Below are 14,792 nucleotides of genomic sequence, written 5' to 3'. Positions count from 1 at the left end.
CTCTTACGCGGCATCCATGCCGCGTAAGGTCCCGCGACGGTGGGCGGGCAAGGACCAGTCGAGTTGATCGGTGTGTATGGTTTTAAACAAAGCAACCGATCAACTCTCTGGTGCGGTGTCCTCGCCGATTGCGGGACCGTGTGGCGGCATGGATGCCGCCGCCGAGCCCCCAGGGATGGGTTCACGGCGTGTCCCGCGAGCGGTGAGGGCACCGCGCCCTCGACCGACTAAATCGATGGAACCACGGCGCCATCTCATGGTCACACCATGGATGTTGTCGATGTAAGGAGTTTCACGATGCAATCGAAGTCTTCGCGTTGGCCGTGGCTGCTGGCGGTGCCAGTGGTGGCCGGTGCCGCCTGGTGGCTGTTTGGCGGGTCATCCACTCCGCCGGGCGCGTTGCCTGCGCCGATCAGCCAGACCGCAAGCGCCGTGGCAGCCGCTGTGACCCCCGCGCCGCCCCTGCCGGCCGGGCCACGGCATCCGGTGCAGGCGCCCTCGGTCGATGCCGCCGACGCTGCGATTCCTGCGCTGGCACAGAGCGATGCGGCTGCCTGGCAGGCATTGCTGGACCTGGTGCAGGACGATGGCGCGTTGTCGATCGTGGTGCGCAAGCATCTGATCGAGCGTGTTGTGGTAATGATCGACAATCTGACCCAGCCCAGCATCAGCCGTCGTGTCTCGGTGCTGCAGCCGGTGCCCGGTGAGTTGCAGGTCTTCGACGCCGCTGGCGCTGTTGTGATCGATCAGGCCAATGCGGTGCGTTATGCGCCTTACGTGGCGGCATTCACCCAGGTGGATGCGCAGGCGTTGGTGCGCAGTTATGTGCGCTTCTACCCGCTGTTTCAACAGGCATATGCTGATCTCGGCGCACCGGATCGTTACTTCAACGACCGCGTGATCGATGTGATCGATCATCTGTTACGCACGCCGGATCCGGCTCAACCGATCAAGGTGGTGCGCGACGAACGTGGTCGCTATCGCTTTGTCGATCCTGCGCTGGAAGCGCTGTCGGTTGGGCAAAAAGCCGTGTTGCGGCTGGGGCCGACGCAGGCCGCTGCGGTGAAGGTGCAGTTGCAGCGAATTCGTACGTCATTGCTGCAGGGACGTTGAGGCGGCTTGCGATCGACGCAAGGATGACGCCGCACTGAGTGCGGCCTTGCATGCTGCAGTGGCATGCATCCGGTGTCGGCATCGGAGCAGGTAATTTCTGTGCCACGTGCGTCGCGATGCAGGAGACGCAGCCGTATCGATTACGCCGCATCCAGCTCCGGATAGTGGCGAAAAATGCCATTGGTGTTGAACGCTACACGTCGCTCGGATGCGAGATAGGCGGCAATCCGCGGACGCTCGGCCACGTGCTGCTGCAAGGCCTTGAGGCCGGGCAGATCGGTCGACAGCGTTGCCATGCGCTTGGGAAACATGTATTCCAGCCCGCTGATCAGCTGAAACAGCGACAGATCCACATACGAGTGCGTGCCCAGTACGTGGATGCCGCCGGCCTGCTGCAGCACCTGCTCGAAGTAGCCCAGGAATTTGGGCAGGCGGTTGTCGCGCAGATCCTTGGCACGCTTGGCCGCTTCGGCTTTCTGGTCTTCGTAATACAGCCCGGTGGCGATCGGATGATGGGTGTCGTGCACTTCGGCCGCCAGGTCGGTGATGGTCAGCTGCAATTGCAATGCCTGGATGCGTAGTGCATCCGATTCCGGTACCAGCTTCAGCTGCGGCCCAATGAAATGCAGGATCGCTGCGACCTGCGCAACCACCGTGCCGCCGGCCTTGAGGAAGGGTGGTGCGAACGGCTGGGCGCCGGCTTGGTGACCTTCCAGAAAGGCATTCATCACGTCATCGCCTTCCACGCGCGCCACGTCGGTGTAGTCGGCGCCGGCATCTTCCAGTGCGAGGCGGACGAATTCGCCGCGGCCTTGCAGGCCGGTCCAGTAGTAGAGCTGATAGTGCATGCGCTGCTCCGCGGTTGATGGCGGTGCAGCGTAGAAAACACACGGCTAGGCGGGCGTGATCGATGCGTCATCGAGCTGTGACTCGGCGCCGTCGTGTGCTTGCGCCAGCAACCAGGCCAGCTTGCGCGCGCGCGGTTGCTGCTTGAGCTGCCACTCTGCGCGCGAGGCGGCGGCGCGGTCCGCATACGGGTGGCTGGCAAGCACTTCCAGTGGTGGATTTGCGCGTGTGTAGCGCGCGCCGGTGCCACGCAGATGCGCCTGGAAGCGCCGCTCCAGATCGTTGGTAATGCCGGCGTAATAGCTGCCGTTGCGACACAGCAGCAGGTAGAGGTGCCAGGGCTTGGGTGCATCCATCAACCCATTATCGCCACTTGACTCGATGTTGTGCATCGGTGGTCTTCGAGCGCGCTTGGCGCCGGCTATCCGCACGCACTGCGGTGCGTGAGTGAATAACCACCTAAACATTGGTTATTTGACGCTCGCGGCAGCTGCAAACAGCATGCGCTATTGCATTGCACTGCCTTCTCGGCCTGCGCTGCGCCCTGTTCGCCGTGCGTGCACGGCGCTCTCGAACAAACGAAATCCACAAGCGCTGCGACAAGACAGCCGACGCCACGAAAGGACATACATGCCCGCGCGACACCGGACCCCTGCAAGGATCTTTGCTGCTACGAGATGGTTGGCTAAGCCGCAGGTGTTGGCATGGAGTCTGGCGTGGGCATGTACGCCGGTGCTGGCCGATGAAGTGGGCGAGGCGGCTGCAACGCCGGACCGCGCCGCGCAGACCTTGGGCGCGGTGACGGTGACCGCCACACGCCGCGAAACCACCTTGCAGCAAGTGCCGGTGGCCGTGTCGGTGGTGCAGGGCGAAACGCTGGAGCGCGAAAACCGCAACAGCGTGGCCGACCTGCCGGCGCTGGTGCCCAGCCTGACCTTTCGCACCGGCGCCTCCAACAAGGACACCTCGTTGTTCCTGCGTGGCGTGGGTACCATCTCCACCTCGCCAGGCGTCGAGCCCAGCGTGGCCACGGTCATCGACGGTGTGGTGCTGGGGCGGCCGGGCCAGGCGACGCTGGATCTGCTCGATGTCGAACGTATCGAAGTCCTGCGCGGGCCGCAGGGCACCTTGTTCGGCAAGAACGCCTCGGCCGGCGTGCTCAATATCGTCAGCAAGCCGGCGCCGGATGTGTTCGGCGGCTATGTGGATTACGCGTACTTCGGTGGCGGCGACGAAGACCGTGTGCGTGCCAGCCTGGGCGGCACGCTGGTGCCGGAGGTGCTCAAGGCCAGCGTATCGGCGTTGTGGGCCGAGTACGGCGGCAATGTGCGCAATGTGGCCGACGGCCAGACCGTCAATGGTTACCAGCGCTCCGGTGCGCGGCTGCGGCTGGATCTCACCCCTAACCCGAGCTTGAACGCGACGCTGCTCGCCGACTACCTGCAGTCGCGCAGCGATGCGCCCAGCGGTGTAGTGGTGGCCAGCACGCGTGCGGACTTCGCTGCGGCGCTTGCGCCAGTCACTGCCAGCGCCGACAACCGGCAGATCAACAGCGATTACCGCACGCATCTGGACGACATCAACAAGGGCGCCTCGCTGCAGCTGGATCAGCACATCGGCGAGGCGCTGCTCACCTCGATCAGCGCATGGCGGCAATGGGATAACACCCAGTTCCAGGATGGCGATCGCACTGCGCAACGCAGCGTGGCGTTTCCGTCCTCGCACGACCGTGGCGATCTGGGTTACACACAGTATTCGCAGGAAGTGCGCATCCAGACCCCGCGCGACCGTGCAGTGGAAGCGGTCGCCGGGCTGTATTACCTGCACGCGCGCAACGACGAAACCTATCGCCGCACCGTGACGACGCCCACCGCCAGCAACGTGGGTATGGCCGATTACGGCACGCGTGCAGAAACGTATGCGGCGTTCGGCGAAGCGACCTGGCATTGGCGGCCGGATCTGCGTGCGTTGCTGGGCGCGCGCTTCACCCGCGACACGCTCGACTATCAACATCGGCGCGTGTCCAGCTCCGCAGCCGCAGTCACCGGTATCCAGCCCTCCACGGCGAGCAGTGGCAGCACTGCAGAAAACGGCGTGTCGGGTCGCGCCGGCCTGCAATACGATTTCGATGCGCAGACCACCGGCTACCTCACCTATTCGCGCGGCTACAAGGGCCCTGCCTACAACGTGTTTTTCAACATGCAGCCGCGCGATACGCCGGCGCTGAAGCCGGAAACCTCCAATGCCTGGGAACTCGGCTTGAAGGCGCGTGCGCTGGACGATCGCCTCAGCGCCAACGTGGCGTTGTTCCATACCGAGTACGCCAACTATCAGGCCAACTTTTTCGACACCGTGGCCGGGCAGGTGGTGACACGCTTGATCAACGCCGGGCAGGTGCGCACGCAAGGCCTGGAACTGGATCTGGAGTATCGGCCCACCGAGCGGCTCAGCCTGGCCGCATCGCTGGCCTACACGCAGGCGCGCATCCAGCGGTTTGCCTGCCCCGCCGCAGCAGCGGCCAACTGCAATGTCGATGGCAGGCCGCTGCCGTTTTCACCGGACTGGAAAGGCAATCTGCGCGCCGGTTACCGGGTACCGTTACGCGGCAGCCTGGCGCTGGAATTCAACGGCGATGTGAGCTGGCAGGACAGTCTGCAGTACGACCTCAGCCAGACCCCGCAGACCATCCAGGGCCCGTATGCGATCTGGAACGCCAGCATCGCGCTGGCCGACGATGCGCATGGCTGGCGTGTGGCAGTGCTTGGCCGCAACCTGGGCGATCGTTCGTATGCGCCGCTGCTGGCCAATGCCACCGGCAATGTATACCGGCTGGTGCCGCGCGACGATCAGCGCTATGTCGGGCTGCAGTTGCACAAGGATTTTTGACGATGCCGGTGATGTGTTTCGACAGTGATTTAAGCAATGCAGGCGCGACGCAGGGTGGGCTGCGATGAGCGCTGCACGACAGCTTTCGCTCGGGGCATTCCTGATGGCCACCGGCCATCATGTGGCCGCATGGCGGCATCCGCACGCCAGTGCCGATCCGCTGGTGTTCGATCATTACCGGCAGATGGTGCGCATCGCCGAGGCCGCCAAGTTCGATGCGGTGTTCGTCGCCGACAGCCTGGCTGCGGCCGGCGGCCCGGTGGCATCGCGGATGGCGCGCTCCAGCCTGTTCGAGCCGCTCACGTTGCTGAGCGCGTTGGCGGTGGTGAGCGAGCGCATCGGGTTGATCGCCACCATGACCACCAGCTACAACGAGCCGTATCACGTGGCACGCAAGTTCGCCTCGCTGGATCATCTGTCCGGTGGGCGTGCCGGCTGGAATCTGGTCACCTCCGATGCCGCCGACGAGGCGCTGAATTTCAACCGCGATGCGCATTACGTGCATGCCGAGCGCTATGCGCGGGCGCGCGAATTTCAGCAAGTGGTCACAGGGCTATGGGACAGCTGGGACGACGATGCCTTCATCGCCGACACTGCCGCTGGCATGCACTACGATCCCGCACGGCTGCACGTGCTTGACCATCGCGGCCCGCATTTTCAGGTGCGCGGTCCGCTCAATATCGCGCGGGCGCCGCAGGGGCATCCGGTGCTGGTGCAGGCCGGCTCGTCCGAGCCAGGGCGTGCGCTGGCCGCCGAAACGGCCGAGGTGGTGTTCACCGCGCAGTCGTCACTTTCCAAGGCGCAGGCGTTCTACGCCGACATCAAGGGGCGGCTGGAACAATTCGGGCGCTCGCGCGATGCATTGAAGGTGATGCCAGGCGTGTTCATCGTGGTTGGGCAAAGCCAGGCCGAAGCGCAGGAAAAGTTCGAGCAGTTTCAGGAACTGGTGGAGCCTGACGTCGGCATCGCACTGCTGTCGCGCATGTTGGGCAACTTCGACCTGTCCGGCTATCCACCCGATGGCCCGTTGCCGGAGTTGCCGCTCACCGAAACCGGCCAGCGCAGTCGCCAGCAGTTGTTCACCGAGTTGGCCGGGCAGGAGCAGTTGAGCATTGCCCAGCTCGGTCGGCGCATCGCGGGCGGGCGCGGGCATTACAGCCTGATCGGCACACCGACGCAGATTGCCGATGAGTTGCAGACCTGGTTCGAGCAAGACGCGGCCGATGGTTTCAACGTGCTGGTGCCGCATCTGCCCGGCGGCCTGGCCGATGTTGCCAATCACGTGGTGCCGGAGCTGCAGCGACGCGGGCTGTTCCGGCGTGACTATGCAGGGCGCACGTTGCGCGATCATCTGGGGCTGGCACGCCCCGCCAATCGCTTCAGCGCACGCTGATCTACCGGACATTCTGATGACCTATCTCGCACATCCCGATCGTTACGACCGTCTCGCCTACCGCCGTGTCGGCCGCAGCGGCCTTGTCCTGCCTGCGCTGTCGCTGGGCCTGTGGCACAACTTCGGCGACAGCACGCCGATCGACACGCAGCGCGCCTTGCTGCGCACCGCGTTCGATCTGGGCATCACCCATTTCGATCTGGCCAACAACTACGGCCCGCCGTATGGCAGCGCGGAAATCAACTTCGGCCGTTTGCTGCGCGAGGATTTCAAGCCGTATCGCGACGAGTTGATCATCTCGACCAAGGCCGGCTGGGACATGTGGCCAGGCCCGTACGGGCAGGGCGGCAGTTCGCGCAAGTACCTGCTTTCCAGCCTGGATCAGAGCCTGCAGCGGCTGGGCGTGGACTACGTGGACATCTTCTACTCGCACCGCTTCGATGCGGACACACCGTTGGAAGAAACCGCCGGCGCATTGGCCAGCGCGGTACAGCAGGGCAAGGCGTTGTACGTGGGCGTGTCGTCGTACTCGGCGGCGCGCACGCGCGAGATCGCCGCGCTGCTGCGCGAGTGGAAGGTGCCACTGTTGATCCATCAGCCGGCCTACAACCTGTTCAATCGCTGGGCCGAGCAGGAGTTGTTCGATGCCACGGACGAGGTGGGTGCCGGCGTGATCGCGTTCACCCCGTTGGCGCAGGGCTTGTTGACCGGCAAGTACCTCAATGGCGTGCCCAGCGATGCGCGGGTGAATCGTCCGGGTGGGCAGTCGCTGCGGCCGGAACATCTATCCGAGGACAATCTGCAGCGCGCACGCGGGCTGGATGCGATCGCACAGCGGCGGGGGCAGAGCCTGGCGCAGTTGGCGTTGGCCTGGGTGCTGCGCGATCCGCGCGTGAGCTCGGCCTTGCTGGGTGCCAGCCGCCCGGAGCAGTTGATCGAAAACGTCGCGGCCTTGCAGTCGCCTGCGTTCAGTGCCGACGAGTTGGCCGAGATCGATCGCTTTGCGGTCGAGGGTGGCGTCAACCTCTGGGAAAAACCGTCCACCGATTGGCAATGAGGAGGAGTTCGATGCGCTACCGCTTTTTGTTTGTTGCGTTGCTGTTGTCCAGCATCGCGTGGCTGCAACCCGCATGGGCGGCCGAGCCAGCGCAGTTGCGTATCGGCTATCAAAAAGCGGTGTCGAGCCTGGTGCTGGCCAAGCAGCATCGTTTGCTGGAACAACGCTTCCCGCGCACCAAAATTACCTGGATCGAGTTTCCTGCCGGGCCGCAATTGCTGGAAGCCTTGAACGTGGGCAGCATCGATCTGGGCGGTGCCGGCGATATTCCGCCGTTGTTCGCGCAGGCTGCCGGTGCCGATCTGCTCTACGTGGGCTGGGTGCCGCCTACGCCCAAGGCCGAGACCATTCTGGTGCCGGCCAAGAGCACGCTGCGGCGCGTGGCCGATCTCAAAGGCAAGCGGGTTGCGTTTCAGAAAGGGTCGAGTGCGCACAACCTGCTGCTGCGGCTGTTGGCCAAGTCGGGCCTGAGCATGCGCGACATCACGCCGCTGTATCTGTCACCGGCCAATGCACGTGCAGCCTTCGCTGCAGGGCAGGTGGATGCCTGGGCGATCTGGGACCCGTGGTATTCGGCCTTGACGCTGGATGGCAGTGCGCGCCTGCTCGCCAACGGCGAAGGGCTTGGATTGACCGGCGGCTTCTTTCTCTCTTCGCGGCGCTATGCCACCGCGTGGGGCCCGTTCGTGCAGCAGGTGATGGGGCAGCTCAATCAGGCTGACGGACTATTGGAACGCGATCGCGCCGGCAGCATTCGCGTGCTGGCGCAGGAGAGCGGGCTGCCGCCTGCGGTGGTCGAGCGCACGCTGGCCCATCGCCCGCCGGCCAGCGTGCAACCGCTCAGCGCCGAGGTCATCAAGGCGCAGCAGGCCACCGCCGATCTGTTCTACGCGCAGCGCCTGTTGCCCAAGCGGGTGTTGGTGGCACCGGCGGTGTGGCGCGCGCCAGCGGTTGCCGTTGCATCGCCGGCGGGCAAACAGGCGGCGGGCAAGTGATGCGCGGGACCAGAGATGCAAACGGGATCGGGATCGGGTGCCGGGTCCCCGGAAACGTGCACATACGCGCTGTCGTTTTGATGCGTCGCTACACCATCAAGGTGCCGCGATGAGCAACGGCTCGCGTCGTTTTGGCAACGCGCTGGTGCCTTGGCTATTGCCTTTGGCCTTGTTGCTGGCGTGGCAAATCGCCGCCTCCGGTGGCTGGTTGCCGCAGCGGATTCTTCCTGCGCCGGACGCGGTGCTGCGTGCAGCCATCACGCTCGTGCAAACCGGCGAGTTGTGGCAACACCTGGCGATCAGCGGCTGGCGCGCGGCAGTGGGCCTGGCGATCGGCGGCAGCATTGGCTTCGCGCTGGGCCTGCTCACAGGCGTGTCGCGCGTGGCCGAGCGCCTGCTCGACAGCGCCTTGCAGATGCTGCGCAATGTGCCGCATCTGGCGCTGATTCCGCTGGTGATCCTGTGGTTCGGCATCGATGAGGGCGCCAAGCTGTTTCTGGTGGCGCTGGGCACCTTCTTCCCGATCTATCTCAATACCTATCACGGCATCCGCAGCGTGGACCCGGCACTGATCGAGATGGCGCGCAATTACGGCTTGCGTGGCCCGCAGCTGTTTGTCGATGTGTTGTTGCCGGGTGCGTTGCCGTCGATTCTGGTCGGGTTGCGCTTTGCGTTGGGCCTGATGTGGCTGACCCTGATCGTGGCCGAGACGATTTCCGCAAGTTCCGGCATCGGCTATCTGGCGACGAACGCGCGCGAATTTTTGCAGACCGACATCGTGGTGGTGGCCATCTTGCTGTACGCATTGCTCGGCAAGCTGGCCGATCTGGCTGCACGCGGATTGGAAGCCTGGTGGTTGGGCTGGCACCCGGCGCAGCAACAGCGTGCGGAGCTGCGCCGATGAGCGCGGTCGAGACCGGCCTGCCGCTGACCTTGCGCGGGATTGGCAAGCGTTATGGCGATGCCGAGGTGTTGCGCGGCATCGATCTGGACATTGCACCTGGCGCCAGCGTGGCGATTGTCGGGCGCAGCGGCTGCGGCAAGAGCACCTTGTTGCGCGTGATCGCCGGGCTGGAAGCGGCCGATACCGGCACGGTCGCCAGCGGGCACGCGCCGTTGGCTGCGCAGCGCGATGCGGTGCGCCTGATGTTTCAGGATGCGCGGCTGCTGCCGTGGAAGCGGGTGATCGACAACGTGGCGCTCGGCCTGGGCCGTGCCGGGCGTGCCCAGGCGCAGGCCGCACTGGACGCGGTGGGGCTGGGTACGCGCGGCGGCGATTGGCCGGCGACGCTGTCCGGCGGTCAACGCCAGCGCGTGGCCTTGGCGCGCGCATTGGTGCATCGGCCGCGGCTGTTGTTGCTGGACGAACCGCTGGGCGCACTGGATGCGTTGACGCGCATCGAGATGCAGCAGCTGATCGTGCAGTTGTGGCGGCAGCATGGTTTCACCCTGGTGCTGGTCACGCATGACGTGGCCGAGGCCAGCGCGCTGGCCGATCGCATCGTGCTGATCGAGCACGGCCGGGTCGGCCTGGATATGCAAGTGCCGGTGCCGCATCCGCGTGTACCAGGCGCACCGGCGCTGGCGGCGATCCAGGCGCAGGTGTTGTCGCGTCTGCTGGGGACGGCGCAGCTGCCGGCGCCAGCGGCCACGGAGAACGCCGAGGACGCCAAGGATGTCGATGCGCGGCAGGGCGCTGCGCCGCACGCCACTGTGCCACTGCGGCGGATCGTCTAGCGGGCTGGTCGTCGGCCCGAGTCTGTCTAAGCCAACGCCTACGCCAATGCGCAAGGCAAACCCGTTTCTCCAACATCGTGCAGCCCCACACCAAGCAACGTGAGCCGGCCCTGATGCCCCTCATCTGCACTTGCCGCACCCGCTAAACCTTGAAACCCCGCACAGCAGCCGCATCTGCACGGTATCGCCGGAGACACCGGCCACCAGTTCAGAGGATTTCCCCATGCGGATGGACAAGCTCACCTCGCGGTTCCAGCAGGCGCTGGCCGACGCGCAGTCGCTGGCCGTGGGCCGCGACCACAACATCATCGAACCGGTGCACGTGCTCGCCGCGTTGCTCGACCAGAGTGGCGGTAGCACGCGCCCGCTGCTGTCGCAGGCCGGCGTCAACGTGCCATTGCTACGCGAGCGGCTGGGCGAGGCACTGGATACGCTGCCCAAGGTGTCGGGGCAGGAAGGTAACCTGTCGATCGGCAACGATCTCAACCGCCTGCTCAACCAGACCGACAAACTGGCCCAGCAACATGGCGATGCCTTTATCGCCAGCGAGTGGTTCGTGCTGGCCGCGGCCGACGATGCCAGCCCGCTGGGCGTGGCCTTGCGCGCGGCCGGTGGCGACAAGAAAAAGATCGAGGTTGCCATCGACAAGCTGCGCGGCGGCGAAACCGTGCAATCGGAAAATGCCGAAGAGCAGCGCCAGGCGCTGGAAAAATACACCATCGACCTCACCGCGCGTGCGGAGAGCGGCAAGCTCGATCCGGTGATCGGCCGCGACGAAGAAATCCGCCGCACCATCCAAGTCTTGCAGCGGCGCACCAAGAACAACCCGGTGCTGATCGGCGAACCCGGCGTGGGCAAGACCGCCATTGTCGAGGGCCTGGCCCAGCGCATCATCAATGGCGAAGTGCCCGAAGGCCTGCGCGGCAAGCGTGTGCTGTCGCTGGACATGGGCGCGCTGATCGCCGGCGCAAAGTTCCGCGGCGAGTTCGAAGAACGGCTGAAGGCGGTGCTCAGCGACCTGTCCAAGAACGAAGGCCAGATCATCCTGTTCATCGACGAGCTGCACACCATGGTCGGCGCGGGCAAGGCCGATGGCGCGATGGACGCGGGCAACATGCTCAAGCCGGCGCTGGCGCGTGGCGAGCTGCATTGCATCGGCGCCACCACGCTGGACGAATACCGCAAGTACATCGAAAAAGACGCGGCGCTGGAGCGGCGTTTCCAGAAGGTGTTCGTGGGCGAACCGACGGTGGAAGACACCATCGCGATCCTGCGCGGCCTGAAGGAGCGCTATGCCGTGCATCACGGCGTGGAGATCACCGACCCGGCGATCGTGGCCGCCGCCACGCTGTCCAACCGCTACATCACCGACCGCCAGCTGCCGGACAAGGCCATCGATTTGATGGACGAGGCGGCATCGCGCATCCGCATGGAGATCGACTCCAAGCCGGAGGAACTCGACCGCCTGGAGCGCCGCCTGATCCAGCTCAAGATCCAGCGCGAGATGCTGAAGAAGGAAAAGGACGACGCCTCGCGTCAGCGCCTGGCCGATCTGGAAACCGACATCGACAAGCTCGAGCGCGAGTTCTACGACCTCAACGAGTTGTGGAAATCCGAGAAGGCTGCGCTGCAGGGCACCACCAAGGTCAAGGAGCAGATCGAGCACGCCAAGCTGGAACTGGAGGCCGCGCAACGGCGCCAGGACTACGCCAAGATGAGCGAGATCCAGTACGGCGTATTGCCGCAACTGGAAAAGCAGATGGCGCTGGCCAACGAGGTTGAACATCACGACTTCAAGCTGGTGCAGGACCGTGTCACCGCCGAGGAAATCGCCGAGGTGGTGTCGCGCTGGACCGGCATTCCGGTCAACAAGATGCTCGAAGGCGAGCGCGACAAATTGTTGCGTATGGAAGACGAACTGCATCACCGCGTGGTCGGCCAGAACGAGGCGATCAAGGTGGTCTCCGATGCTGTGCGTCGTTCGCGCGCGGGCCTGTCCGACCCCAATCGTCCTAGCGGCTCGTTCCTGTTCCTGGGACCGACCGGCGTGGGCAAGACCGAGTTGTGCAAGGCGCTGGCGGACTTCCTGTTCGACAGCACCGAAGCGATGATCCGCATCGACATGAGCGAGTTCATGGAGAAGCATTCGGTCTCGCGGTTGATCGGTGCACCTCCGGGTTATGTGGGCTACGAAGAAGGCGGCTATCTCACCGAGGCAGTGCGTCGGCGCCCGTATTCGCTGATCCTGCTGGACGAAGTGGAGAAGGCGCATGCCGATGTCTTCAACATCCTGCTGCAGGTGCTCGACGATGGACGCCTCACCGATGGCCAGGGCCGCACCGTGGACTTCCGCAACACCGTGATCGTGATGACCTCCAACCTGGGCTCGCACCAGATCCAGGAGCTGTCCGGCGACGGTAGCGCCGAGGCCTATACGCAGATGAAGGCCGCGGTGATGGGCGTGGTGCAGGCGCATTTCCGCCCGGAGTTCATTAACCGGCTCGACGACATCGTGGTGTTTCATCCGCTGGATAAGGCACAGATCAAGTCGATTGCGCGCATCCAGTTGCATGGGCTGGAGAAGCGTTTGTCCGAGCGCGGCCTCAAGCTGGATCTGGACGATGCTGCGCTGGAATTGCTGGGTAATGTCGGCTTCGACCCGGTGTATGGCGCACGCCCGCTCAAGCGCGCGATCCAGTCGCAGGTGGAGAACCCGCTGGCGCAGCAGATCCTCTCGGGGCATTACCTCAGCGGCGATACCGTGCGCGTGCGTGTCGAGGGTGGGCGTCTGGCATTCACCAAGGGCTGATGTTTGGCGGTACTTGTGTGCCGCATCGGTAGTCAAGGTTGAAAGGTAACCAACGGGCACTGCGCAGGCAGTGCCCGTTTGCGTGATATGGATGGCGCATGCTGGGCATCGTTGCGCTCACAACGCGGCGGCATAAGCTCATTACCGCTCGTCTGCAATCGCAGGCGCATGCCCGGCTATGGTCGGCACTCTGTCCGAGAGCGAGCCGCGCCATGACCGATCCGCAGTGGAAGCCTGAAACCATCGCCGTGCACGGCGGCTACACGCCCGACCCGACCACGCGTGCGGTGGCGGTGCCGATCTACCAGACCGTGGCCTTCGCGTTCGACGATACCCAGCACGGCGCGGACCTGTTCGACCTCAAGGTGCAGGGCAATATCTATAGCCGCATCATGAATCCGACCAACGATGTGCTGGAGCAACGCGTGGCTGCGCTGGAAGGCGGCATCGGCGCGTTGGCGCTGGCGTCCGGGCAGGCGGCGGTGACGTATGCGATCCAGACCATTGCCGAGGCTGGCGACAATATCGTCTCCTCCAGTGCGTTGTATGGCGGCACCTACAATCTGTTCGCGCATACATTTCCGCAGTTCGGCATCAGCACGCGCTTTGCCGATTATCGCGATCCGCAGGCGTTTGCCGGCTTGATCGATGAACGTACCAAGGCGGTGTTCGTGGAGTCGATTGGCAATCCGCGCGGCAATATCACCGATATCGAAGCCGTGGCCGCGGTGGCGCATGCGCATGGGGTGCCGTTGATCGTGGACAACACCGTGGCCACACCTTCGTTGTTGCGGCCGATCGAGTTCGGCGCCGACATCGTGGTGCATTCGCTGACCAAGTATCTGGGTGGCCATGGCAACAGCATCGGCGGGGCGATCGTGGACAGCGGGCGCTTCCCCTGGGCGGCGCACAAGCAGCGGTTCCCGCGCCTCAACGAGCCGGATGTGAGCTATCACGGTGTGGTCTATACCGAAGCGTTGGGTGATGCGGCGTATATCGGTCGTGCGCGCGTGGTGCCGCTGCGCAACACCGGTGCGGCACTATCGCCGTTCAATGCGTTTTTGATCCTGCAAGGCATCGAAACGCTGCCGTTGCGGATGGAGCGCATCAACGCGAATACGCTGGCGATTGCGACGTATCTGCAGGGGCATGCGCGGGTTGCGTGGGTCAACTATGCCGCGCTGCCGGATCATCCCGAGCATGCGTTGGCGCAGAAGTATCTGGGCGGGCATGGCTCGGGTGTGTTGACCTTCGGCCTGCCCGGTGGACGCGCGGCAGGCGCGCGGTTTCTGGATGCGCTGCAGTTGTTTACGCGGCTGGTGAATATCGGCGATGCGAAGTCGCTGGCGACGCATCCGGCATCAACCACGCATCGGCAGTTGGGCCCGGCCGAGTTGGAACATGCCGGGGTGAGTGAAGACACCGTGCGGCTGTCGATCGGCATCGAACACATCGACGATCTGCTAGCGGATCTGGAGCAGGCGCTGCAGGGGGCGTGAGGTGTCGATAGCCGTTTGAGGGTACGCGTTCTCCGGGCACCGCCAAGCACGCGGTCTGTTCTGGCTTCGGTCAGGACGTCAGCGCGGCCGGGTATTGGCTCCTCGGCTCGGTCAGACGTCCTGTCTGACTCGCCGCCGCGGCACATCCCTGTGCCGCTCTCCGCCAATCCCCGGCCACGCTGCCGCCTCGGTACGTCGCTTCCATGACCTAGAATTCTTGAACAAGCCGATGAAGCGTGGCTTGAAGCCCCTCTCCCGTCGGGGCGAGGAGGAACAGCTTGCGCGCCATGGGCGCGTGCCTTGGAGCGCCCGCGCCGCAAGCGCGGGCCGGGGCGCTGAGCGGGGGTTGGGGTGAGGGTACGGGTTCTCCGGGCACCGCCAAGCACGCTGTCTGTCTGTGACTATGTCTCTGGCTTCGGTCAGGGCGTCAGCGCGGCCGGGGATTGGCTCCTCGGCT

General features: G+C 64.7%; 11 protein-coding genes. 9 read left to right on the top strand and 2 right to left on the bottom strand.

Annotated elements, in window-relative coordinates; all coding sequences use genetic code 11:
- Window positions 1-297 precede the first annotated feature (297 nt).
- A complete protein-coding gene (locus AC1KVG_RS10685; RefSeq protein WP_481094381.1) occupies window positions 298-1,113 on the top strand; it encodes a DUF3014 domain-containing protein in 816 nt (271 codons plus the stop codon).
- A 140-nt stretch (window positions 1,114-1,253) separates the two neighbouring features.
- Here AC1KVG_RS10685 and AC1KVG_RS10680 read toward each other — a convergent pair whose 3' ends face one another.
- Window positions 1,254-1,961: a glutathione S-transferase gene (locus AC1KVG_RS10680; RefSeq protein ID WP_481094380.1), complete on the bottom strand. Its 708-nt coding sequence runs from the start codon at window positions 1,959-1,961 to the stop codon at window positions 1,254-1,256.
- Window positions 1,962-2,006: 45 nt separating this feature from the next.
- Window positions 2,007-2,315 (bottom strand): GIY-YIG nuclease family protein, encoded by a 309-nt coding sequence (locus AC1KVG_RS10675; protein ID WP_481094392.1) that lies wholly within the window; start codon window positions 2,313-2,315, stop codon window positions 2,007-2,009.
- Between the two features lie 274 nt (window positions 2,316-2,589).
- On the opposite strand from AC1KVG_RS10675, the gene AC1KVG_RS10670 reads away from it, so the two are divergent.
- From AC1KVG_RS10670 to AC1KVG_RS10635, 8 genes are all read left to right on the top strand, one after another.
- Window positions 2,590-4,845, top strand: a complete 2,256-nt coding sequence (locus tag AC1KVG_RS10670; RefSeq protein ID WP_481094379.1) for a TonB-dependent receptor — start codon at window positions 2,590-2,592, stop codon at window positions 4,843-4,845.
- 64 nt (window positions 4,846-4,909) lie between these two features.
- Complete coding sequence (locus tag AC1KVG_RS10665; protein ID WP_481094378.1) at window positions 4,910-6,238, top strand: LLM class flavin-dependent oxidoreductase; 1,329 nt, start codon at window positions 4,910-4,912, stop codon at window positions 6,236-6,238.
- Window positions 6,239-6,254: 16 nt separating this feature from the next.
- Window positions 6,255-7,295, top strand: a complete 1,041-nt coding sequence (gene mgrA, locus AC1KVG_RS10660; RefSeq protein WP_481094377.1) for an L-glyceraldehyde 3-phosphate reductase — start codon at window positions 6,255-6,257, stop codon at window positions 7,293-7,295.
- Between the two features lie 11 nt (window positions 7,296-7,306).
- Window positions 7,307-8,290, top strand: a complete 984-nt coding sequence (locus tag AC1KVG_RS10655) for an aliphatic sulfonate ABC transporter substrate-binding protein (protein ID WP_481094376.1) — start codon at window positions 7,307-7,309, stop codon at window positions 8,288-8,290.
- A 109-nt stretch (window positions 8,291-8,399) separates the two neighbouring features.
- On the top strand, window positions 8,400-9,194 hold the full coding sequence (gene ssuC / locus AC1KVG_RS10650; RefSeq protein WP_481094375.1) for an aliphatic sulfonate ABC transporter permease SsuC: 795 nt from the start codon (window positions 8,400-8,402) through the stop codon (window positions 9,192-9,194).
- On the top strand, window positions 9,191-10,027 hold the full coding sequence (locus AC1KVG_RS10645) for an ATP-binding cassette domain-containing protein (protein ID WP_481094374.1): 837 nt from the start codon (window positions 9,191-9,193) through the stop codon (window positions 10,025-10,027). The genes ssuC and AC1KVG_RS10645 overlap by 4 nt, the downstream gene beginning before the upstream one ends.
- A gap of 223 nt (window positions 10,028-10,250) precedes the next feature.
- On the top strand, window positions 10,251-12,836 hold the full coding sequence (clpB, locus tag AC1KVG_RS10640) for an ATP-dependent chaperone ClpB (RefSeq protein ID WP_046932802.1): 2,586 nt from the start codon (window positions 10,251-10,253) through the stop codon (window positions 12,834-12,836).
- 212 nt (window positions 12,837-13,048) lie between these two features.
- The gene (locus tag AC1KVG_RS10635; protein WP_176338893.1) at window positions 13,049-14,335 is read left to right on the top strand and encodes an O-acetylhomoserine aminocarboxypropyltransferase/cysteine synthase family protein; all 1,287 of its coding nucleotides are present in this window, start codon (window positions 13,049-13,051) and stop codon (window positions 14,333-14,335) included.
- Window positions 14,336-14,792 lie beyond the last annotated feature (457 nt).

Source organism: Xanthomonas sp. NCPPB 3959 (assembly GCF_056675575.1).
The sequence above is the reverse complement of the archived record's forward strand: the minus strand, read 5'-3'. Positions and strand labels throughout refer to the sequence as shown.

What these genes read in the sequence shown, in the direction of transcription:
- AC1KVG_RS10685 (WP_481094381.1), top strand. Translation starts at nt 298, where the DNA reads ATGCAATCGAAGTCTTCGCGTTGGCCGTGGCTGCTGGCGGTGCCAGTG.
- AC1KVG_RS10680 (WP_481094380.1), bottom strand. Translation starts at nt 1,961, where the DNA reads ATGCACTATCAGCTCTACTACTGGACCGGCCTGCAAGGCCGCGGCGAA.
- AC1KVG_RS10675 (WP_481094392.1), bottom strand. Translation starts at nt 2,315, where the DNA reads ATGGATGCACCCAAGCCCTGGCACCTCTACCTGCTGCTGTGTCGCAAC.
- AC1KVG_RS10670 (WP_481094379.1), top strand. Translation starts at nt 2,590, where the DNA reads ATGCCCGCGCGACACCGGACCCCTGCAAGGATCTTTGCTGCTACGAGA.
- AC1KVG_RS10665 (WP_481094378.1), top strand. Translation starts at nt 4,910, where the DNA reads ATGAGCGCTGCACGACAGCTTTCGCTCGGGGCATTCCTGATGGCCACC.
- mgrA (WP_481094377.1), top strand. Translation starts at nt 6,255, where the DNA reads ATGACCTATCTCGCACATCCCGATCGTTACGACCGTCTCGCCTACCGC.
- AC1KVG_RS10655 (WP_481094376.1), top strand. Translation starts at nt 7,307, where the DNA reads ATGCGCTACCGCTTTTTGTTTGTTGCGTTGCTGTTGTCCAGCATCGCG.
- ssuC (WP_481094375.1), top strand. Translation starts at nt 8,400, where the DNA reads ATGAGCAACGGCTCGCGTCGTTTTGGCAACGCGCTGGTGCCTTGGCTA.
- AC1KVG_RS10645 (WP_481094374.1), top strand. Translation starts at nt 9,191, where the DNA reads ATGAGCGCGGTCGAGACCGGCCTGCCGCTGACCTTGCGCGGGATTGGC.
- clpB (WP_046932802.1), top strand. Translation starts at nt 10,251, where the DNA reads ATGCGGATGGACAAGCTCACCTCGCGGTTCCAGCAGGCGCTGGCCGAC.
- AC1KVG_RS10635 (WP_176338893.1), top strand. Translation starts at nt 13,049, where the DNA reads ATGACCGATCCGCAGTGGAAGCCTGAAACCATCGCCGTGCACGGCGGC.